This is a genomic window from Chloracidobacterium thermophilum B, assembly GCF_000226295.1.
GTDB classification, from domain to species: Bacteria; Acidobacteriota; Blastocatellia; order Chloracidobacteriales; family Chloracidobacteriaceae; genus Chloracidobacterium; species Chloracidobacterium thermophilum.
This window is the reverse complement of record NC_016024.1, coordinates 339,601-359,991: the sequence shown is the minus strand read 5'-3', so window position 1 is coordinate 359,991 and position 20,391 is coordinate 339,601. Positions and strand designations below refer to the sequence as shown.

19 protein-coding genes, 1 tRNA gene and 2 pseudogenes are annotated in these 20,391 nt (G+C 60.1%); 15 read left to right on the top strand and 7 right to left on the bottom strand.

The features are described 5' to 3' along the window. The 3 genes and pseudogenes from CABTHER_RS01495 to CABTHER_RS16905 form a co-directional block, all read right to left on the bottom strand. The gene (locus CABTHER_RS01495) at positions 1-1,341 is read right to left on the bottom strand and encodes an RNA-guided endonuclease InsQ/TnpB family protein (protein ID WP_014098806.1); all 1,341 of its coding nucleotides are present in this window, start codon (positions 1,339-1,341) and stop codon (positions 1-3) included. Further along, a pseudogene (locus CABTHER_RS01490) lies at positions 1,332-1,982 on the bottom strand (IS607 family transposase). Before CABTHER_RS01490 ends, CABTHER_RS01495 begins: the two are co-directional and overlap by 10 nt. Before the next feature lie 31 nt (positions 1,983-2,013). Next, positions 2,014-2,370 carry a hypothetical protein gene (locus tag CABTHER_RS16905; protein ID WP_148263888.1) on the bottom strand — a complete coding sequence of 119 codons (357 nt, stop codon included), beginning with the start codon at positions 2,368-2,370 and terminating at the stop codon, positions 2,014-2,016. A gap of 168 nt (positions 2,371-2,538) precedes the next feature. Between CABTHER_RS16905 and CABTHER_RS01480 the strand changes: the two genes are divergently transcribed. From CABTHER_RS01480 to rplT, 5 genes are all read left to right on the top strand, one after another. Beyond that, positions 2,539-2,613 (top strand) — tRNA-Val (locus CABTHER_RS01480). Further along, positions 2,600-4,696, top strand: a complete 2,097-nt coding sequence (gene thrS / locus CABTHER_RS01475) for a threonine--tRNA ligase (RefSeq protein WP_148263887.1) — start codon at positions 2,600-2,602, stop codon at positions 4,694-4,696. Before CABTHER_RS01480 ends, thrS begins: the two co-directional genes overlap by 14 nt. A gap of 56 nt (positions 4,697-4,752) precedes the next feature. Further along, positions 4,753-5,319 (top strand): translation initiation factor IF-3, encoded by a 567-nt coding sequence (gene infC / locus CABTHER_RS01470; protein WP_335334120.1) that lies wholly within the window; start codon positions 4,753-4,755, stop codon positions 5,317-5,319. A 73-nt stretch (positions 5,320-5,392) separates the two neighbouring features. After that, positions 5,393-5,596 (top strand): 50S ribosomal protein L35, encoded by a 204-nt coding sequence (gene rpmI, locus CABTHER_RS01465; RefSeq protein WP_014098801.1) that lies wholly within the window; start codon positions 5,393-5,395, stop codon positions 5,594-5,596. Between the two features lie 136 nt (positions 5,597-5,732). Beyond that, on the top strand, positions 5,733-6,089 hold the full coding sequence (gene rplT, locus CABTHER_RS01460; protein WP_014098800.1) for a 50S ribosomal protein L20: 357 nt from the start codon (positions 5,733-5,735) through the stop codon (positions 6,087-6,089). 98 nt (positions 6,090-6,187) lie between these two features. On the opposite strand, the gene CABTHER_RS15245 is transcribed toward rplT, so the two are convergent. Both CABTHER_RS15245 and CABTHER_RS01450 read right to left on the bottom strand, forming a co-directional pair. Then, positions 6,188-6,649: a DUF1844 domain-containing protein gene (locus CABTHER_RS15245; protein WP_014098799.1), complete on the bottom strand. Its 462-nt coding sequence runs from the start codon at positions 6,647-6,649 to the stop codon at positions 6,188-6,190. Between the two features lie 211 nt (positions 6,650-6,860). After that, positions 6,861-7,493: a thioredoxin family protein gene (locus CABTHER_RS01450; RefSeq protein ID WP_148263886.1), complete on the bottom strand. Its 633-nt coding sequence runs from the start codon at positions 7,491-7,493 to the stop codon at positions 6,861-6,863. Positions 7,494-7,737: 244 nt separating this feature from the next. Here CABTHER_RS01450 and CABTHER_RS01445 point away from each other — a divergent pair, with 244 nt between their 5' ends. Both CABTHER_RS01445 and aroC read left to right on the top strand, forming a co-directional pair. Continuing rightward, entirely contained in the window at positions 7,738-8,679 is a 942-nt protein-coding gene (locus tag CABTHER_RS01445; RefSeq protein ID WP_187288396.1) for a YihY/virulence factor BrkB family protein, read from the top strand. A 55-nt stretch (positions 8,680-8,734) separates the two neighbouring features. Then, a complete protein-coding gene (gene aroC, locus CABTHER_RS01440) occupies positions 8,735-9,922 on the top strand; it encodes a chorismate synthase (protein ID WP_014098796.1) in 1,188 nt (395 codons plus the stop codon). Between the two features lie 21 nt (positions 9,923-9,943). Here aroC and CABTHER_RS01435 read toward each other — a convergent pair whose 3' ends face one another. Continuing rightward, positions 9,944-10,924 (bottom strand): acetyl-CoA carboxylase carboxyltransferase subunit alpha, encoded by a 981-nt coding sequence (locus tag CABTHER_RS01435; protein ID WP_014098795.1) that lies wholly within the window; start codon positions 10,922-10,924, stop codon positions 9,944-9,946. Positions 10,925-11,158: 234 nt separating this feature from the next. Between CABTHER_RS01435 and CABTHER_RS01430 the strand changes: the two genes are divergently transcribed. The 6 genes and pseudogenes from CABTHER_RS01430 to CABTHER_RS01405 all read left to right on the top strand — a co-directional run bounded on the left by CABTHER_RS01430 (position 11,159) and on the right by CABTHER_RS01405 (position 16,767). Then, on the top strand, positions 11,159-11,380 hold the full coding sequence (locus CABTHER_RS01430) for a hypothetical protein (RefSeq protein WP_041569305.1): 222 nt from the start codon (positions 11,159-11,161) through the stop codon (positions 11,378-11,380). Between the two features lie 113 nt (positions 11,381-11,493). Beyond that, positions 11,494-12,141: pseudogene (locus tag CABTHER_RS16420) on the top strand (IS607 family transposase); the annotation flags it as partial. Then, positions 12,135-13,469, top strand: a complete 1,335-nt coding sequence (locus CABTHER_RS01420) for an RNA-guided endonuclease InsQ/TnpB family protein (protein WP_014098792.1) — start codon at positions 12,135-12,137, stop codon at positions 13,467-13,469. The pseudogene CABTHER_RS16420 and the gene CABTHER_RS01420, both read left to right, overlap by 7 nt. 11 nt (positions 13,470-13,480) lie before the next feature. Beyond that, on the top strand, positions 13,481-14,323 hold the full coding sequence (locus CABTHER_RS01415) for a 3-hydroxybutyryl-CoA dehydrogenase (RefSeq protein WP_014098791.1): 843 nt from the start codon (positions 13,481-13,483) through the stop codon (positions 14,321-14,323). Positions 14,324-14,325: 2 nt separating this feature from the next. Beyond that, positions 14,326-15,420, top strand: a complete 1,095-nt coding sequence (locus tag CABTHER_RS01410) for a DUF4129 domain-containing protein (RefSeq protein ID WP_014098790.1) — start codon at positions 14,326-14,328, stop codon at positions 15,418-15,420. A 78-nt stretch (positions 15,421-15,498) separates the two neighbouring features. Further along, positions 15,499-16,767, top strand: a complete 1,269-nt coding sequence (locus CABTHER_RS01405) for a DUF4350 domain-containing protein (protein WP_014098789.1) — start codon at positions 15,499-15,501, stop codon at positions 16,765-16,767. A gap of 12 nt (positions 16,768-16,779) precedes the next feature. Here the strand turns inward: CABTHER_RS01405 and CABTHER_RS01400 are convergent, their stop codons facing one another. After that, complete coding sequence (locus CABTHER_RS01400; protein ID WP_014098788.1) at positions 16,780-18,567, bottom strand: amino acid permease; 1,788 nt, start codon at positions 18,565-18,567, stop codon at positions 16,780-16,782. A gap of 104 nt (positions 18,568-18,671) precedes the next feature. Here CABTHER_RS01400 and CABTHER_RS01395 point away from each other — a divergent pair, with 104 nt between their 5' ends. Then, positions 18,672-19,319 carry a DJ-1/PfpI family protein gene (locus tag CABTHER_RS01395; RefSeq protein WP_014098787.1) on the top strand — a complete coding sequence of 216 codons (648 nt, stop codon included), beginning with the start codon at positions 18,672-18,674 and terminating at the stop codon, positions 19,317-19,319. Positions 19,320-19,713: 394 nt separating this feature from the next. Then, the gene (locus CABTHER_RS01390) at positions 19,714-20,331 is read left to right on the top strand and encodes a ferritin-like domain-containing protein (protein WP_014098786.1); all 618 of its coding nucleotides are present in this window, start codon (positions 19,714-19,716) and stop codon (positions 20,329-20,331) included. Positions 20,332-20,391 lie beyond the last annotated feature (60 nt).

The following is a 20,391-nucleotide window of genomic DNA, read 5'->3' as shown; positions in this document are numbered from 1 at the left end:
TCAAGAATGTGCGCAAAAGTGCGCACGGTTCTCTTCCTGCCCCGACGTGTCCTGTCGACCACCGTCGTATCTGACAGGCGTGACTTTCCCGACTACGGCGGGGACGGTCCCCGCCGCAGCGCCGCCATTGCTGGACGGACTCGCCACGGGTAGGGCAGTTTCGGTTGCCAGCCGTTTCAGGTTCAGCGCCGCATTGAGGTCACGGTCATGGTGCGCACCACATTGAGCACACACCCATGTTCGATCTCTCAATGTCAGCGCCTCGTTCTTCCAGCCACAGATGGAGCACAGTCGGCTGCTTGGATACCAGCGATCAGCGATGGTAAGCTGAGTACCGTAGCGCCGGGCCTTGTATTCCAACTGCGAGCGCAACATCCCAAAACCCACGTCAGAGATGGCGCGGGCGAGTTTCTCGTTCTGCAGCATCCCTTTGACGTTTAAATCCTCGATCACCAACGCTTGGTTTTCGCGGCAGAGTCGAGTCGTGAGCTTGTGGGTGAAATCCGCTCGGATATTGGCCATGCGGGCATAGAGCCTTGCCAATATCGCAGCGGACTTCTGCCGGTTGTTCGAGACCGGCAGGCGCGTTCCTTCAGGCAGGCGGGCATGGCGTTCAAATCCTGCTGCCTTCCTGGCGGCTTCCAGCTTGCGGCTGAGACGTCGGCTACGGATTTCCAGACGGCGCAGCGCTGCTTTGAGCGGCTTTGGCGCCTCGATGACTTCACCGCTGGAGACCGTTGCGGCAGCCTTGATGCCCAGGTCGATGCCGTTGACCTCGTGCGACGTGCGACGCCGATAAAATTGCGCATCAGGCACCTCGACCTGTATGGCCACAAACCAACGATCCGCGGTGCGAGAAACCGTTGCGCCCAGTATCTTTCCTTTGAATCGCAGTTCCTCGGTCATGGCGACTTCGCCGATCTTGGGTAGGCGGATCGTCTTACCGACCAGACGGAACTTGTCGTTGGCTACGTAAAAGCTGTCGCGGCAGCGCCCCTTTTTCTTGAAGCGCGGTGCGTGTGCCTCTTTGCCAGCCTTGAGGTCGGTGAAGAATCTTTCCCAGGCTTTGGCGAGATGGGCAAACGGCTGGGCGTGGGCATCCCGGTGAATGTCTCGCAACCAAGGCCGACCGTTCTCATCGAGCCACTGCGGGTCGGTGTACTTGATGGCGTTGAACTGTTTTTTGAGCGCCATGGCGTTTGGCCTGCCGCCTGCTGCGTATTGCCTGTTCCACTCATTGAGCGCCCAGTTCCAAACACGCCGCGCCGTGCCGCAGGCGCGCTTGAAGTAGTCCACTTGCTCAGGAGTCGGACAAAGAGCGATCTTGTGGGTTAGTTGCATTGTTGGGCCTTTTTGACGTCATTCACATCCTGTTTCAGCGCTCGCATCCAACTTCTTTCGATAGTTCCTCAAACCGTATAGCCGAGACGAAAAACAGTGCACGATGGTCATTAAGTCTTGCACCATTTCCTGTTCGGGAGACAGCCGTTCCTGGTTGAGTACCAGCACTTCGCAGCCATGGGTTTGGGCGTAATGTTCGAACCACTCAAAGCCGAAACGGGTGAGGCGGTCCCGGTGAGCGAGGATCAGCATCCTGACTTCCCGTCGCCCGCTCTCGTCCATAAGGGCCAGAAACCGCTTGCGCCTGAAGTTCAGCCCGCCGCCCACTTCCTCGATAAACCCGACCCCCGCCAATCCCTTCGCCACCACGAACGCTTCCAGCACTTTGCGCTGATCCGCCAGGTCCGGCTTCTGCGCCGCACTCGATACCCGACAGTAGGCGACAAGCTTTGTTGGCGCATGGTTGGCCTGCCGCAAACCGATGAACTCACGGACCTGCGTCTCAGTGTAGAGGCGGCGGTTGCTGTCCGTTCGGGCCACCGGAATTAGCCTTCCTTCGCGTTCCCAACGCTGCAACGTCTTGACCGGGACACCAAGGAGTTTTGCGCCTTGCCTGTGCTTATAGTGCTTTCCATGAGCATTATTATACACTATCGCGTACTATACGGCAAGCTAGAGTCCGGCTCCCACGGCAGCCTGGTGGTGCCCCAAACGCATACCCGCCTGACAGCCGGCGTCAGCTTTGGCACGAAAAACCTCTTCAAGAAAACGACCGTTCACCCTATCGCCGCAGTTGAGCAGCCCCTCATCAGGCACCGGCTTTACCTGCTGGGCGAGTGGTTTTACGGCCGGCATGACTTTGGCTTTTTCACCCCCGGCATTCTCTTTCACCCAACGAAAAACCAGATCATTGTCGTGGCTTACAAAATTCCAAATCATCCAGGCAACGGCAAAAGCGGGATTGTCTTTGAGTATGGTTTCTTTTTCGGCGGCAAAGAAAACGGTTCCGGAACCGATACCGACGGACATGACCACGCCCCTCCGGCTTCCCCCACCACACCGGCCACGAAACCGGCACCCCACCCCCAACCGGTCAGGGAACTGTAACGTAACGCAGATTTCTTTTGACAGCCTTTGGCTGAACCAGTATTCTTCAAAACTTGCTGTTGCGCCGCCAAGCGGTGTCTGGGTACTTGCAGTCGCGTAGCTCAGGGGTAGAGCACTACCTTGACACGGTAGGGGTCCACGGTTCAAATCCGTGCGCGACTACCACTTCCTTCACCCCAGTCCACCGGGCTTTACGGTGCATCGGTTGGTTGCGTCACACTTGGGCACGGCGCTGGAGACGCCGGTTGGGGTGTGGCAAACTCAGGGCGGGCGACGCCGCGCGTACCAGGCACGCCCGCTTCGTTGTTGTCTGGTTATGGAAGTGTCACCGGCTTCGGCATCCGCTCATTCCCGCCTCACGGCCTTTCAGGTGCTCCAGGCCCGCGATCCGGGTGTGGCCAAACGGGCGCTCGCCGTGCGCGTCAACGGCGAACTGCGGGATACAAGCTGTGAAGTTTCCGAGACAGATACCGTCGAGCCGGTTCTCCCCGAAGACCCGGAGGCGCTGGAGATTTACCGGCACTCGACAGCGCACCTGCTGGCGGCCGCCGTTCTCGACCTGTTTCCGGGAACAAAACTCGGCGCCGGCCCTGCTCTCAAGGATGATCCCAAGGGCGGGTTTTACTACGACTTTCTTCAGGAAAAGCCGTTCACCCCGGATGATCTGGCGCGCATCGAGAAGCGGATGCGTGAGATGGTCAAGCAGAACGTGCCCTTTCGCCGGGTCGAGATGACACGCGAAGAAGCGCTGCAAAAATTCAGCGCCGACGAACTCAAATGTTATTTCATCAGCGAAAAGGGCGGCGAAAACCCCAGCTTCTACACCTTGGGCGACCAGTTCATTGATTTCTGCCGGGGGCCACATGTGCCAAGTGCCGGACGGATCAAGGCGTTCAAGCTGCTGTCCGTCGCGGGCGCTTACTGGCTGGGCGACGAGCGCAATCCGCAGATGCAGCGCATCTACGGCACGTCCTTTTTCACCCAGGAAGAACTCGACGCCTGGCTTCAGCAGCGCGAAGAAGCTGCCCGCCGCGACCACCGTCGGCTGGGCAAAGAGCTTGACCTCTTTAGCTTTACGGATGAAGTCGGCAGTGGGCTGGCTCTGTTTCATCCCAAGGGCGCACTCATCCTGCACCTGTTGCAGGAATTTCTCTACGAAGAGCTGTTTGCCCGCGATTACCAACTCGTTCGCACGCCACACGTGGCATCGAGCCGGTTGTGGGAAACTTCCGGGCATACGGCCAAGTACCGGGGTGACATGTACCCCCCGATGCAGTTCGAGGATGAGCCGCTCGAATATCAGCTCAAGCCGATGAACTGCCCGTTTCACATCCAGATTTACAAGTCCCAGCCACGCAGTTACCGGGAGTTGCCGCTGCGCTACGCCGAAATGGGCACGGTATATCGCTACGAGCGGTCGGGCGTGCAGCACGGCCTGCTGCGGGTGCGCGGCTTTACACAGGATGATGCCCACCTGTTTTGCACGCCGGAAACCCTGGAAGCAGAAATCATCGGCTGCCTGGAGTTTGCCCAAAAGGTCTATGCCACGTTCGGGTTCGAGTACCGGATTGAACTCTCGGTACGTGACCCTGAAAATCACGCGAAGTACCTGGGCGGCCCCGAAGTCTGGGCACTGGCGGAAGCGGCGCTGACGCAGGCGCTCGACCGGTTGGGGCTGGCCTACACCCGTGTCGAAGGCGAAGCTGCGTTTTACGGCCCGAAGATTGACATCAAGGTGATTGACGCTATTCGACGCACCTGGCAACTGGCCACCATTCAGGTGGATTTCAACCTGCCTCAGCGTTTTGGGCTGGAATATATCGGCGCGGACAACCGCCCACATCCGCCCATTATGGTTCACCGGGCGATTTTGGGTTCGCTCGAACGGTTTTTTGGTCTTCTCATCGAGCATTTTGGCGGCCGGTTTCCCGTGTGGCTGGCGCCGGTTCAGGTGGCCGTGCTGCCCATCGCTGACCGATGGAACGACCGCGCCGCCGGGATCGCCCAGACCCTGCGGCAGGTGGGGCTGCGGGTTGAGGTTGACGCGCGCAGCGAAAAAATTGGCGCCAAGATTCGTCAGGCGCAGTTGCGCAAAGTGCCCTACATGGTCATCCTGGGTGACCGTGAGGCCGAAACCGGAACGCTGGCGGTTCGGACGCGCAGTGAAGGCGACATTGGGACATTTTCCATGGACGACTTCATCGCCCGTGTCACCCGGGAAGTTCAGCAGCGTGTCATCACGCCCTAGCAACGGCCGCGCCCGGTGCGCGGTCAAAGGACAACTGGCATGGTCCGGTATGGACGTTGCCCCAGCAAAGGAGTGATCGTATCGCCATCTCACCCAATCGAAGCACCCGCGACCGTGGCCCGCAGGTGCCCACGAATGAGCGCATCCGCCATCGTGAAGTGCGGGTCATTGATGAGGACGGAAACCAGCTCGGTATTATGCCGACCCAGCAGGCGCTGGCCATTGCCCAAGAACGGGGGCTGGACCTGGTCGAAGTGGCCTCCCAGGCCAACCCCCCGGTGTGCCGCATCATTGACTACGGCAAATGGCAGTACGAGCAGAAGAAGAAGCAGCACGAAGCCAAAAAGAAGCAGACGGTTATCTCGGTCAAGGAAATCAAGCTTCGGCCCAGCATCGGCGAGCATGATTATGAGTTCAAGAAAAACAACGCCCTGCGGGCGCTGGAGGATGGAGATAAAGTGAAGGCGTCAGTTCGCTTCATCGGGCGTGAGATTACGCACCGGGAACTCGGTGAGCGGGTTCTGGCGCGACTTGAGAAAGACTTGGCGCATGTGGCCACGGTTGAAGTTCGCCCCAAGATGGAAGGGATGACGATGTTTGTCATCTTTGCGCCCAAGAAGTGACGGCCCAGCACTTCCTGCACGAGATGACGGACGCAGGGCATCGTTCCCGAAGAGAAACACAAGGAGAAAGCAAATGCCGAAGCTGAAAACACACAAGGGTGCCGTCAAGCGTTTTCGCTCAACGGCCAACGGAAAGTTCAAGCGTGGGCACTCACACTGCCGTCACCTTCTGACCAAGAAATCTCCGAAACGCCGGCGTCATCTTGACCTGGACACCTACGTTTCACCAGCCGATGAGCCAACCGTGCGCCGGATGCTGCCCTACGGCAATCGGTAAGAGGTGTCAGGAGACAGCCGCTGCGGCCCATTGGGCGGCAGCGTGCAATCCAGCCGGAAGTATCGGCCGGGCGGAAGGATAGCTGCAAGGAACAGGCTTTTCTGAAGTTTGTGCGTATTGAGGAGTCAAAAATACCATGCCTCGTGTAAAACGTGGGAACAAACGATTACAGCGCCGGAAGAAGATTCTCAAACTGGCCAAAGGCTACAAGATGACCAAGAGCAAGCTGTATCGCTCCGCCAAGGAATCGGTCGAGCGGGCGCTGAAGTTTGCCTACATTGGTCGCCGCATCAAGAAACGCGACTACCGTTCGCTGTGGATTGTACGCATCAACGCAGCCGCACGGCGCAGTGGTATGAGCTACAGCCAGTTTATGTACGGTCTCAGGAAGGCCGGTATCACGCTTGACCGCAAAATCCTGGCCAATCTGGCGGTCACAGACGAAACCAGTTTTGCCAATCTCGTGTCGCGCGTCCGGCAGGCGCTGGCCTGAAGAAGCCAGCCCCGGCCTGGAAGGCTTCAGCCGTATTTGTTGGGAACCGTTTGTGGTGAAAAACGGTTCCCAACGGATGGCACAAAGTGGTGATTGGGTCAGGTGTCCTTGCGCACCTGCGCCGCCACCCGCTTCGTGATAGCGACGAACTGCATACGCAGGGAGGAAACCGTATCCTGGAGCTGACGCTCTTCGGCAGGTGCCAGATTGCCCTTGGTTTTCTCCAGCAGCATCCCCAAAATGTCAATATAGTGCCGCGCGCCTTCGATATCCGGCGGCAATCGCCCGTACTGCGGATGCTCAATGAGACCGAGCATCACCATGGCGTTGGTGGCCAACTCCAACACAAAATCACTGAACAGGGGGTCTTCCTTGGGCGGCGTCGGCTGGTCAGAAGGCGTATCGGCATTCTGGGGGGAGGTTGCCGGTTCACTGGTTGGCCGCACAGGTTCGGGTTCGGCAGATGACACTTCGCGTTCCACATCTGTGCGGAGTGTCCCATCAGGATTGAACAGCCGCCGATCGCTGACTTTGAATGATACAGGCGCTTCTTCGCTCATGGGGGATTTCTCTCTCCGGTAGTGACGCTAGACAGTAGCGCCAGGGTGTCTGGTCGGGGTTGCTTCCATGTCAACCCGCCATGGGAAAACCTGGCGGCGCACACCGGGAGTATCTGCCCCTTTTGCATCGCCAGGTTCACTGGGCCTGGGTGTCACCGGCCGGTGCCAATCCACTTTCCGTCCGTCCGGCCTTCACATCAGGTCTGCCAAGTCACTTGTACTTGACGCTGCACCCATAGGGTTTTGTCGTCGGGACGGCAACTGGTTTACCGGCCATCGCCGCTTCGAGAGCGGCTTCAACGTAGTTGACCTTTGCTTTTTCATTGGGGTCCGTGGACGCCGAATCGTCAATGGCTCCCTGGTAAATCAGATTGCCTTCGGGATCAATGACGTACATGTGGGGCGTCGTTTTGGCCCCGTAAGCCTTGCCAATAGTGCCATCGGTGTCAATCAGATAGGCTGTTGGCGCGGCATTCCGCTCCTTGATTTTGGCGTTGATTTCGGCGGGGCTGAAATATCCCTGCTTGCCGACGGCGGATGAGTTGATGGAAAGCCAGACCACGCCCTTGGCAGTGTACTTGCGCTGGAGTGCCTGCATGTTGCCGCTTTTGTAGTGCCGCACCACGAAGGGACAATCGAAGTTGACCCATTCAAGCACGACGAATTTGCCCTTGAAATCGCTGAGTGAGTGCTTTTTGCCATTGCTGTCCACAGCCGTGAAGGGTGGGGCCGGCGTTCCGGCCGGCGGCGTCGCCGTTGCCGTATTGGCGGCCGTACAGGCCGCCACAAACAGCGCGGCGGCCAGCATACAAAGCACCGACGCACGTTTGAATGCACGTTTCATCGTCTAAGTACCTCGTGAAGAAGTCATTGCTGGAAGTTGTGCCGCAGAACGCGGCTTGTCAGAACCGTGGCGTTACCGGGTCAAGGGGGCCGTCGCCCGATGGTTCCCGAAACAACCGGGACGCATTGTAGTTTGGCGGCGGCCGGCTGACGATACCTTTTGGCAGGCGGATGGTCTCTGTGCCTTGAAATCGCCGCCTCGCCTTCGGCAACCTATGCACGAAAAGCTTTTTTGGAATTCGGACATGCCTGCTACCACACTCCCTGCCAACCACGCCCCCAACGTTGCTCCGCCACTGGCAACTCCAGGGCAACTGGGCTTTTTCTACCGCATTGGACTCACGGCCCGCCGCATTTTTCCGGCAATTGCCGACCTGGCCAGCAACGAAGTCTATGTGCTGGCCTCGGCCATTGCCTTCAACGCCCTGCTGGCGCTCTATCCCTTTCTGCTGCTCGTGCTGTTGACGTGCCGCGAAGTCCTGCACTGGAACACGGGGGTCGAAACCACGCTGTTTCTGCTCAAGACGACTTACCTGCCGGTTGCCGAGGATTTCATTGTGCGCAACCTGCGGGTTGTGCTGGAAGAGCACACCAACCGGGGTGTGGCGGTGTTCTCGATTGTGGCGCTGATTTTTACGAGCGCCGGTATTTTCACTCCGCTGGAACTGGCGCTGAACCGGGCCTGGCGCGTCAAACAGCCCCGGAGCGGCTGGAAAAGCCAGTTGCTCGCCATGGGACTCGTACCGGTGTGTGGCGTCTGTTTCCTGCTGATCGTCGCCCTCACGGCCGGTATGCAATGGTTGGCCACACAACTGCTCGGCAACGCCGGAGTGCCGCGCCTGGCATCCTTCATGACGCTTGTCGGGGCCAAGGTGCTGTCCCTGCCCATCACCATCGGCATGCTTTTCGGGCTGTACATGATCCTGCCGAGTGAACGTCCGGCGGCGCGGCGGGTGTTGCCGATGGCCGTCTGGGTAGGACTGCTGTGGGAGGCGGCGCACTATGTTTTTGTGGCCTGCCTGCCGCTCATTGACTTCCGCAAAACCTACGGCCCGTTTTACGTGACGGTCTCGCTCGTGATGTGGGCGTTTGTGTCTTCCCTGCTGCTTCTGCTGGGGGCCAACCTGGCCGCGCTCGACGTGGCTTCCCGGCCGGGCGCGCCGCCTTCCCCGCCGGCAGCGCGCTAGCCGGACGAAACCGGGGCCGTTGGCAAAAAAAGAAAGGTTGAAAGGATCGGGTGTTATGCTGCGTTTCATCACGGCCGGCGAATCCCACGGGCCGGCGCTGGTCACGATTGTCGAAGGTTTGCCGGCCGGGCTACCGATTGACGTTGCCGCCATTGATGCCCAGCTTCATCGGCGGCAGCTTGGCTATGGCCGCGGCGGCCGCATGAAGATTGAACGTGACCGGGTTGAGGTCCTTTCCGGGCTGCGCCACGGGCGGACACTTGGCTCGCCGGTGGCGCTGCTCATCCGCAACGCCGACTTCGAGAACTGGCAGGCTGTTATGGCCAGCCAGCCGACGCCGGAATGGGACGCCATTGCCGATGACCCCAAGAAGTCACGTCGCGTGACGCGCCCGCGACCGGGCCATGCCGACCTGGCCGGCGGACTCAAGTACGCCACCCACGACCTGCGGGACATCCTGGAACGTGCCAGCGCGCGTGAGACCGCGGCGCGGGTGGCCGCCGGGGCGCTCGCCCGGCAGTTGCTGGCCGTGTTTGGCGTTGAAATTGCCAGTCACGTCATCCGCGTCGGGGGCGTTCCGGCTGACGACGTTCTGGCCGATGCGCCGTGGGAACGTATTGCCGCTGTTCAGGACAGCCCGGTGCTCCGGTGCATTGACCCGGCCATTGAAGCCGAGATGGTGGCCGCCGTGGATGCGGCCCGCGAACGTGGTGACACGCTGGGCGGCGCGTTTGAAGTCGTCGTCCGGGGGCTACCGGTCGGGCTTGGAACACACACCCAATGGGACCTGCGGCTTGACGGACGCCTGGCCCAGGCACTGATGTCCATTCAGGCCGTCAAGGCGGTTGAGATTGGCGCTGGCGTCGCGGTGTCGCAACGTTCCGGTGCACAACTGCACGACGAAATTGCCTACGACGGAACGGGTTTCACCCGCCCCACCAACCATGCCGGCGGACTGGAAGGGGGCATGACCAACGGCCAGCCGCTGCGTCTCCGGGGACACCTCAAACCCATTTCGACGCTCCGCCGTGCGCTGCAAAGTGTGGATGTCCTGACGAAGGAAACCCAGGCCGCTGCTTTCGAGCGATCAGACACAACGGCCGTGCCGGCCGCCGGTGTCATTGCCGAAGCGATGACGGCCCTGGTGCTGGCGCAGGTCTGGTGCGAGAAATTCGGCGGCGACTCGCTGGTGGAAATGCAGCGCAACGTGGCCGGCTACCAGGCGCAGGTGGCGAGCTACTGAATCAGGCTGTTGCACTGGTTTTCAGTTCTCGATAACGAAAGCGCCCAGCCGACAGTAGCGCGCATACCGCTGCTCGATGAGTTTTTCCGGCGACAACGCGCTCAGTTCTTTGAGTTGCCTGATCAGCACCGGCCGCAGATTTTCGGCCGCGGCGGCATGGTCGGTATGGGCACCTTCGCCCGGTTCTGGAATGATCTCATCCACGATCCCGGCTGCCTTGAGCGGTTCTGGCGTGATTTTCATGGCGGCGGCAGCCAGGTCCGCCTTGTTGGCATCCCTCCAGAGAATGGAAGCGCAGCCTTCGGGCGAGATGACGGAATAAATTGTGTTTTCCAGCATGTCAATGCGGTCACAGGCACCGATGGCCAACGCGCCACCTGATCCCCCCTCGCCGATGATGACGCCTATCGTGGGCGTCGGCAGCCGCATCATTTCAATGATGTTCCGGGCAATGGCTTCCCCTTGCCCGCGCTCTTCGGCTTCGATGCCAGGATAGGCCCCCGGTGTGTCAATGAAGGAAATGACCGGACGCCGGAACTTGGCGGCCATCTGCATCAACCGGATGGCCTTGCGGTAGCCTTCCGGTTTGGGCATGCCGAAGTTGCGGTATTTGCGGTCTTCCATCTTGCGCTGCTTGTAGTTGGCTTTCTGCTGCCCGACGATGAACACCGGTTCCCCTTCAAACCGGGCAAAGCCGCAGACAATGGCTGGATCATCGGCAAAGCGACGGTCGCCATGCAGTTCGTGAAAGTCGGTAAACAGCAGGTGGATGAAATCCAGCGAATACGGACGGTCGGGGTGCCGGGCCAGCCGAACCCGATCCATGGGCGTCATCTCATGCCTTTCATTCGCCTCGCCTAGAATTTCCGCCTGTAGTTCACGGACACGCGCCTGGAGTCTCAGAATTTCAGCATCCTGTGCCGGAGTGTGGGGCGCGGCAGAAAGCTGCGCCAACTGGGATTCCATAAGCTTGATCTGTGCCGCTTTTTCCGTTGATGACATCCGTGGACAACCAAAAAACGATGGGTTTGGGAACGAAGGCGTTGACTCTAACCGTCAGCGCGCAGACCGACAAGAGACATCCACGTTTCCCCAAACCCGGTGCCTGCGGATTGCAGGCTTTCCGTGGGCTATGCGCTTTCCGTTTCGGGGCATGGACTGACTTGCAGCCGGTTACTGACTGGATTACGTTCGTGCCACGCAACCCGCCATGCACAACCAAGGAGATGGATGGTCATGCCACAGGGAACTTGTCCTGAGTGCAAAGCAGCGATTCACGTAGATGAGGATGCGGACAAAGGCGACACCATCGAGTGCGATGAATGTGGGGCCACACTCCGCCTGGTCGGACTCGACCCGATTGAACTCGACCTCGAATCGGACTACGACGACGAGGACGAGGACTACGATGACGATTACGACGACGATGACGATGATGACCGTGACCGGTACTACTGATGGCTGTCCACACGGGGCGGGTCTTTAGACCAGACCTGGGGGTGTCGCATTCGGTCTGACACCGGAAGGAGCCGGACTCTAGCTTGCCGTATAGTACGCGATAGTGTATAATAATGCTCATGGAAAGCACTATAAGCACAGGCAAGGCGGCAAAACTCCTTGGTGTCCCGGTCAAGACGTTGCAGCGTTGGGAACGCGAAGGAAGGCTAATTCCGGTGGCCCGAACGGACAGCAACCGCCGCCTCTACACTGAGACGCAGATCCGTGAGTTCATCGGTTTGCGGCAGGCCAACCATGCGCCAACAAAGCTTGTCGCCTACTGTCGGGTATCGAGTGCGGCGCAGAAGCCGGACCTGGCGAATCAGCGCAAAGTGCTGGAAGAGTTCGTGGTGGCGAAGGGATTGGCGGGGGTCGGGTTTATCGAGGAAGTGGGCAGCGGGCTGGACTTCAGGCGCAAGCGGTTTCTGGCCCTTATGGACGAGATCGGGCGACGGGAAGTCAGGATGCTGATCCTCGCTCACCGGGACCGCCTCACCCGTTTCGGCTTTGAGTGGTTCGAACATTACGCCCAAACCCATGGCTGCGAAGTGCTGGTCCTCAACCAGGAACGGCTGTCTCCCGAACAGGAAATGGTGCAAGACTTAATGACCATCGTGCGCTGTTTTTCGTCCCGGCTGTACGGTTTGAGGAACTATCGAAAGAAGTTGGATGAAGCGCTGAAACAGGATGCGAATGACGTCAAAAAGGCCCAACAATGCAACCAACCCACAAGATCGCTCTTTGTCCGACTCCTGAGCAGGTGGACTGCTTCAAGCGCGCCTGCGGCACGGCGCGGCGTGTTTGGAACTGGGCGCTCAATGAGTGGAACAGGCAATACGCGGCAGGCGGCAGGCCAAACGCCATGGCGCTCAAAAAACAGTTCAACGCCATCAAGTACACCGACCCGCAGTGGCTCGATGAGAACGGTCGGCCTTGGTTGCAAGACATTCACCGGGATGCCCACGCCCAGCCGTTCAGGAATCTCGCCAAAGCCTGGGAACGGTTCTTCGCCAAGGGGGGCAAAGAAGCGCACGAGCCACGGCTCAAGAAAAAGGGTCGTTGCCGCGACAGCTTTTATGTTGCCAACGACAAGTTCACCCTGGAAGGCAAGACGATCCGTCTGCCCAGGATCGGTGAAGTCGCCATGACCAAGGAGCTGCGCTTCGCGGGCAGGATTTTGGGCGCAACGGTTTCTCGCACCGCGGATCGTTGGTTTGTGGCCATACAGGTCGAGGTGCCTGATGCGCAATTTTATCGGCGTCGCACGTCGCACGAGGTCAACGGCATTGACCTGGGCATCAAGGCTGCCGCAACGATCTCCAGCGGTGAAGTCATCGAGGCGCCAAAGCCGCTCAAAGCAGCGCTGCGCCGTCTGGAAATCCGTAGCCGACGTCTCAGCCGCAAGCTGGAAGCCGCCAGGAAGGCAGCCGGATTTGAACGCCATGCCCGCCTGCCTGAAGGAACGCGCCTGCCGGTATCGAACAACCGGCAGAAGTCCGCTGCGATATTGGCACGGCTCTATGCCCGCATTGCCAATATCCGAGCGGATTTCACCCACAAGCTCACGACTCGACTCTGCCGCGAAAACCAAGCGTTGGTGATCGAGGATTTAAACGTCAAAGGGATGCTGGAGAACGAGAAACTCGCCCGCGCCATCTCTGACGTGGGTTTTGGGATGTTGCGCTCGCCGTTGGAATACAAGGCCCGGCGCTACGGTACTCAGCTTACCATCGCTGATCGCTGGTATCCAAGTAGCCGACTGTGCTCCATCTGTGGCTGGAAGAACGAGGCGCTGACATTGAGAGATCGAACATGGGTGTGTGCTCAATGTGGTGCGCACCATGACCGTGACCTCAATGCGGCGCTGAACCTGAAACGGCTGGCAACCGAAACTGCCCTACCCGTGGCGAGTCCGTCCAGCAATGGCGGCGCTGCGGCGGGGACCGTCCCCGCCGTAGTCGGGAAAGTCACGCCTGTCAGATACGACGGTGGTCAACAGGACACGTCGGGGCAGGAAGAGAACCGTGCGCACTTTTGCGCACATTCTTGATAGCAGTCTGTATGGGTACATTTGCCGTGATTGGCGCGGGCACGATGGGGAGTGGAATTGCCCAGGTGGCCGCGCGCGCCGGATTCCAGGTCGTGCTCCGGGATGTTGCCCCGGAATACCTTGACCGTGGACTGGCAACCATCCGTTCAAGCCTTGAACGCGATGTCAAAAAGGAACGCCTGACCGTTGCCCAACTGGAGGAAATTCTGGCCCGTATCCGCCCGACAACGGAACTGGCGGAGGTGGCTGGTGCAGAAATCGTCGTCGAGGCCATCATCGAGAACTTCGAGGCCAAAGCGGCCCTGTTCCGTGAACTCGACGCCCTGACGCCCCCGGAAACGGTTCTGGCCACCAACACTTCCTCGATTTCGATTACCAGGATCGCCGCGACGACCAAACGCCCGGCGCAGGTCATCGGCATGCACTTCATGAATCCCGTGCCGGTCATGCCGCTCGTCGAGGTCATCCGTGGCTGCGCGACAAGCGAGTCCACTGCCAACTACGTCCTCGAACTGGGCGCCAGGTTGGGCAAGACCTGCCTGATGGCCAACGACTTCCCCGGCTTTGTCTCCAACCGGATTCTCATGCCTATGCTCAACGAAGCCATGTTTGCCCTCTATGAAGGCGTCGCCACCCGCGAGGCCATTGATGGCATCATGAAGCTCGGCATGAACCACCCGATGGGGCCGTTGACACTGGCCGATTTCATCGGACTCGACGTGTGCCTGGCCATTCTGGACGTGCTCTACGAAGGCTTTGGCGATCCGAAGTACCGGGCGTGCCCGCTGCTGCGGCAGTATGTCGCCGCCGGCTGGCTTGGACGGAAGACAGGACGCGGCTTTTACGAATACTGACCATGAATGGCACCAGGGGCGATACCCAATGGCGTCTGCTCTGCCTGACAGGGTGGTGGCTGTGCCTGCTGCTCGGCACACTTCCCGTCCGGGCCGCCGTGCCGGAGGAAATGTCGCTGGAAGCGTATCGCGCGCGTCTGGCACAGGCACGGGAAATCATTGAAAACGCTCTCCAAGTCCACGTCACCCAAGCACCCACGTTGGACGATGAAGCTGAAGGCGCTGTAGCGCCCCTGGACCGCTGCCTTCCCCCACATGACCGGGAAGCACTGTATCGGCTTTTGCCGGAGCGCCCAAGCATTACGACCCCGACCGGCCGGCTGACCGTGGACAACCGAAGCCTTCGCGCGGCCCTTGACGAACTCTGTCAGGCTACGGATGCGACGGACATCCACAAACGGCTACACTCCCTGAAAGCCCATCTCGCCATCCTGGAGCACCACACCAACGATGTACCAGATGGGTCCATGGCTAACGTCCAGGAAATTCTTGCCCGCGAGGACTTCCAACCCATCAGGAAAACCAAGACCCCCCTTGAGTACCTGCGGGAGTGGCTGGTGGCGTGGCTGGAAAAGATTTTTGGCAAACTGCCCCGGGGCCAACAATCTGATGCCGAAAGTGGTGGGCTTTGGTCAAACCAGTGGGTGCAAATGGGCCTGTGGGTCAGCCTGACGCTCCTGCTTGCCGGTGGGGCCGTCTGGCTCGTACGCCGCCTGCGCCGACCGCCAACCGATGCGGAAGACGGAGTCCGCATCATTCTGGGCGAACCCGTCGCGCTTGATCTGGATGCCGACGATCTGTTGGCACAGGCGCAGGCTGCGGCTGAAGCTGGCGACTGGAGACAGGCCGTACGCAAGGTCTATATTGCCCTGCTCCACGAACTTGACCGGCGGGAAGTTCTCTCGCTGAACCCGGCCTGGACCAACCGCGAGTATCTCTCCGCCGTCCGCGCCCAGGTGCGTCTTTACCCGGCAGTGCATGAGTTGACTGACCGCTTCGACCGGCTCTGGTATGGACAGCACCAAGGCAGCCGGGAAGATTACGAACGTTGCCTGTCACGTTACCAGGAAGTGCGCGCTGCCCTGCCAGCCGCCTAGTTTTGCCTGACCTGTTTTGCCCAGCCATTGCTGGTGGGATGTCCCCCTGATTCCGGCCCGACCTGAAACTCCTGCCGCATGAACCGCCAAACCCTGACCAACAGCCTGCTCGTTGTTCTCGTGGTCGTTCTGCTGCTGGGTATCAATCTGCTGTTTTACGTCAAACCGGAACCCGATGCGGAAACAGATGAATATGCCGACCGCTCGACCCATTCCAGCCGGCCCTACGGCACACTGGGCGCTTACCTGTTCTTGCAGGAATCGGGTGTGCGGGTCAGCCGCTGGGAACAGGACTACCGGGCCCTGGCCGACCGACAGGATGTGCGGGTCGTCATCTTTGTCGAACCCCGTACCAAGCCCAGAACCAGGCAACTCCGGGCGCTGGCAGAATGGATTGGACGGGGTGGAACGTTCGTCATGTTTGAGCGTTCGTGGCCGCTCCGGCTCGGCCGTCAGCAGCTTCTTCCGGGTTCATACCTGCCGCCGGAAGGTCCCGGTTCGGCTTTTGGTCAGGTTCCGGTGCAACGCGCGGTGCCTTGGCAACCAGGCGGTGCCTTTCAGGGCGTAAGCTGGTTGGGCATCTCTCCCAAAGCCACAACCGTGATGCTGCAACCGGTGCCGATCTCCAAGATAGAGGATGAGCCTTCTTTTCCGCTTCAGATGACGGCCTGTGTCCCACTGGCCGGCGTTCAGGACACTCCAGCCGTTGCTGAAGTCCGTTACGGGGCGGGACGCATCATCTACGTCGGCGATCCTTTCGTCATTGCCAACCAGGGTCTGGCCGAAGGCGACAATGCACGCTTTCTGCTCAATCTCGTGCGGCTGGCAACACGCGACAACGCTGGACAGGTGGTTTTTGACGACTATCATCACGGCTACCGCGCCACCAACGGCGGGCTGCTCGGTCTGCTGGGCTATTTCCGGGGAACACCCATTCCCTGGATGGTGTGGCACATCGTTGCCCTGGGACTCCTGGCAGCCTACACCCTGGGACGCCGTTTCGGACGACCGGTGCGGCTGCCGGTCAAACCCCGCACGAATGCCTTGGAGTTTGTCACCGCCATGGCCCGGATTCAGAAAGCAGCCGCCGCACGCGATCTGGCAATTGAAAACCTGTACCGGCGCTTTCACCGGCGGCTGTGCCACTACACGGGACTCCCCACAACAGCACCACTCAAAGAGTTGTGCCTTGCGGCGAGTGAACGTTCCGGGCATCCGATGAGTGAGTGGCGTGCCGTCACCGAGCGGTGCCAGGCCGTCATCGAGGGACGGGCAACGATAGGCGATGCCGAGTTACTCCGCCTGGCACAGCGGCTGCGCGCGCTGGACGCCCGGCTTCCCCCCTAGCGCCTCCGTCTTTCAGCCGGAAACCTGCTCCCCGGCTTCCATTTCAAGACGGCTGTGCCGGAAGCCATAGCCGAAATAAATGACGAGACCAACCGCCAGCCATCCCAGAAACCGCAGCCAGTTGACGATTCCCAGCTCCGTCATCAGATAACCGCACAGCAGCAACCCCAGGACGGGAATCAGGGAAAGATTCTTGAGAAAGCACAGCCCGGCCAACGCTAGCGTTCCCACGGCAAAGACCAGGAAGGGTACCTTGTGCGAAACGGCTCCCAGCCAGCTTTCCCCGGCGGCCGGTGTGACGGTCAGAAAATCGCGCGCCACGGCGGTTGCCGGCGGATACAGGGCAAAGACCAGCCCGGCCGCCAAGACTCCGGCCGGCACAATGTACTTGGCGTTGATGTAGGGCACGCGAAACTTCCGTTCTGCGGAAGGCGCGGTCTGCTCCAGGATGAGCACCCCGCCACACACGAGCACGAAGGCAAAGAGCGTCCCAATGCTGGTGAGGTCAGTGACTTCGGTCAGGTTCATAAACAACGAGGGAATCGCCACCAGAAACCCGGTCACAATGGTGGCAAACCCCGGCGTTTTGAACCGTGGGTGAACCCGGGCAAACACCTTGGGCAGCAGACCGTCCCGCGCCATCGCCATCCAGATGCGCGGCTGACCAATCTGAAAGACGAGCAGCACGGTGGTTGTGGCCACAACGGCGCTGATGGCAACGATACGCTCGACAATAAGCAGGTTCGCCCCTTCTCTGCCGAAGACAAACGCCATCGGGTCGGCCACCTGGAGCTTGGTGTAGGGCACCATGCCGGTCAGCACAAGGGAGACCAGAACGTAAAGCAGCGTGCAGATGAGCAGCGAGTAGATGATCCCGCGTGGCAGGTCACGCTGGGCATTGCGGCATTCTTCGGCCGTTGTCGAAATGGCGTCAAAGCCGATGTAGGCGAAAAACACGGCCGCCACGCCGTTGAGCACCCCGGCCAAGCCGTTGGGCGCAAAGGGTGTCCAGTTTTCCGGTTTGATGTAGAAGGCCCCCACGACGATCACAAACACCACGACAGCGACCTTGAAGACCACCATTGCATTGGACACCTGCTTGGACTCGCGGATGCCGACGTACACCAGCGCCGTAATCAGCGTCACGATGGCGAGCGCCGGAAGATTGCAGACGATGGGCAGCTCCCCCAGACGCGGCGCATTGAGCCAGGCTTCATAGGCCGTAACCTGGGACGCCATGCCATCCATCCCCCGGATGACTTCGAGGCTTTGTCCCTGGCCGAGCAGTTCGTTGACTGCCGCAAAGCCACGTCTGGCGGTGAGAAAATCCATGCGGAAGTAGGATGGGATGGGATAGCCCCACCCGGCCAGCAGGTTGGAAAAATACTCGCTCCAGGAAATGGCCACGGCAATGTTGCCGATGGCGTATTCCAGAATCAGGTCCCAGCCGATGATCCAAGCGACGAGTTCCCCAAAACTGGCGTAGGCATAGGTGTAGGCCGACCCGGCCACCGGAATCATCGAGGCAAACTCGGCATAGCACAGGGCGGCAAAACCACAGGCAACGGCCGTGAAGATGAACAGCAGCGATACGGCCGGGCCGCCGTTGTAAGCCGCATTGCCGACAGTCGAAAAAATCCCAGCGCCAATGACGGCCGCAATGCCCAAGGCCGTCAAATCAAAGGTGGTGAGTTCTTTGGCCAGGGTGCTGCCGGTTTCGTGATCACTCAGGCCGGACGCCGCATCCGCCTGGATGCGCGCCACGGATTTCGTACGGAACAGACGGACAAAAAGGGACATGTTCCAACGGAAGGGCGTGTGATGATGTTCGGGAAAGCCGTCCGATGCTATGGTCTGCCTTTATTCTCTGTCAAACCTCCGGTTGGCACACCGCCCTTCACTCCATGGAATCCACCCGTACCATTGTCGTCTATCTCTATCCCGGCATGACGGCTCTCGATGCCATTGGCCCCTACGAGATTTTGCGTGGGCTGCCGGGTGCGGTCGTGCAGTTTGTCGCCCGGCAACGGGGACCCGTCACCGTTGACTCAACCTTTCTGCGTCTCCAGGCGGACCTAAGCTGTGACGAAGTCACACGGGCGGACATCCTCGTGGTTCCGGGCGGAAATGCACCGGCACAAATGCGCAACCCGGACACCCTGGCGTGGTTGCGCTGCCTGTATCCCACCACACGCTGGACGCTGAGCGTGTGTACCGGCTCATTGATTCTGGCTGCCGCCGGGATTCTCACCGGCGGCGAAGCGGCCACCCACTGGTCAGCCCGCGAGACGTTGCGGCAGTTTGGCATCACACCCAGCCAGGCGCGTGTTGTCCGCCGGGGCAACATTCTCACGGCGGCCGGTGTTTCGGCCGGGATTGACGCCGCTCTGACACTCGCTGCGCTCGAATGCGGGCAGGAAACAGCCGAACTCATGCAGCTTTTCATTGAATATGCGCCCCAGCCACCCTTCACGGCCGGGACACCGGAAACAGCCGGCCCCGGAATTGTGGCACGCGCCGAGGCTTTCCTCCGCCGGGACGCCGCGCCGTAGCCGCCCATGGGCCGTAGCCGCCCATGGAAAGCCCCCCATGGCCAATCCAGCGCGGCGTGTCCGTACGGCAGCAGCCAGAGCCGACATGCGCCGCCATGGTAATCCCTCACAACACAATCCTGCACCCCCGGCAGGCATCAGAGGGTTCGCCCGTGGGGCTTCCCTGGCTTGAAAGCCCCAAAAACTTTGCATCCTGATGTTCGATGCAATAAACCTCCCGCAACTCTGTGGCCGCGGGGAGTGTTTCCAAAAAACATTCATCCGGGCCAAACCACTGGTCGTATGTCTGCCATGTGCGGCATACGCGCACTCAAGAAGCCGTCGTGCGGTTTCGTCACACCGTTCGACATCGTTGTAACGCAGTTTTTTCACATTTTCGGAGGATGTGATTCCAATGAAAGAACGCGACCTGACCAACAAGTACCTGGAAGTCGGTGAACTCATTCAACGCGGCCGCCGGGCGGCGCTCAAAGCGGGCGTGGTCGGAATCGGGGCCAGCGCCTTCACCATGCTTGGCAGCTCACTTCTGACGCCATCCGTAGCCTTGGGCGCGGACAGGGCCGGCGACGTGAAGATTGCCAACGTGGCGCTCAACCTTGAACACCAGGCGATTGCCGCTTATGGCGTCGGCGCCAGTACGGGACTGCTCGAAGGTCCGGCGCTGGCGGCGGCCAAGCTGTTTATGAGCCACCACGAAGCGCACCGGGACTCCCTTATCAGTGTCATCAAGAAGTTTGGCGGGACGCCCGTTGAGCCGAAGAAAAACCCCAAGGAATATGAAGCCATTGCGAAAGCCGTGCCGAACATCGAGTCAGCCACGGACATTCTCGAATTTGCCCTGACGCTTGAAGAGCAGGCGGCTGGGGCCTACATCGGGGTCCTGACGTCATTCTCGGACAAAGAACTGATTCCGGTGCTGGCCGGTATCGGCGCGGCCGAGGCGCAGCATGCCGCACTCCTGCGTTTCGTTCTCCAGAAGAACCCGCTGCTTCAGGGGCCGGTCGTTAAATAGGCTGTCCAACCAGTCCAACTTGGGCTAACCCTGTGCCACAACTCCCGCCCCTGCCCACGT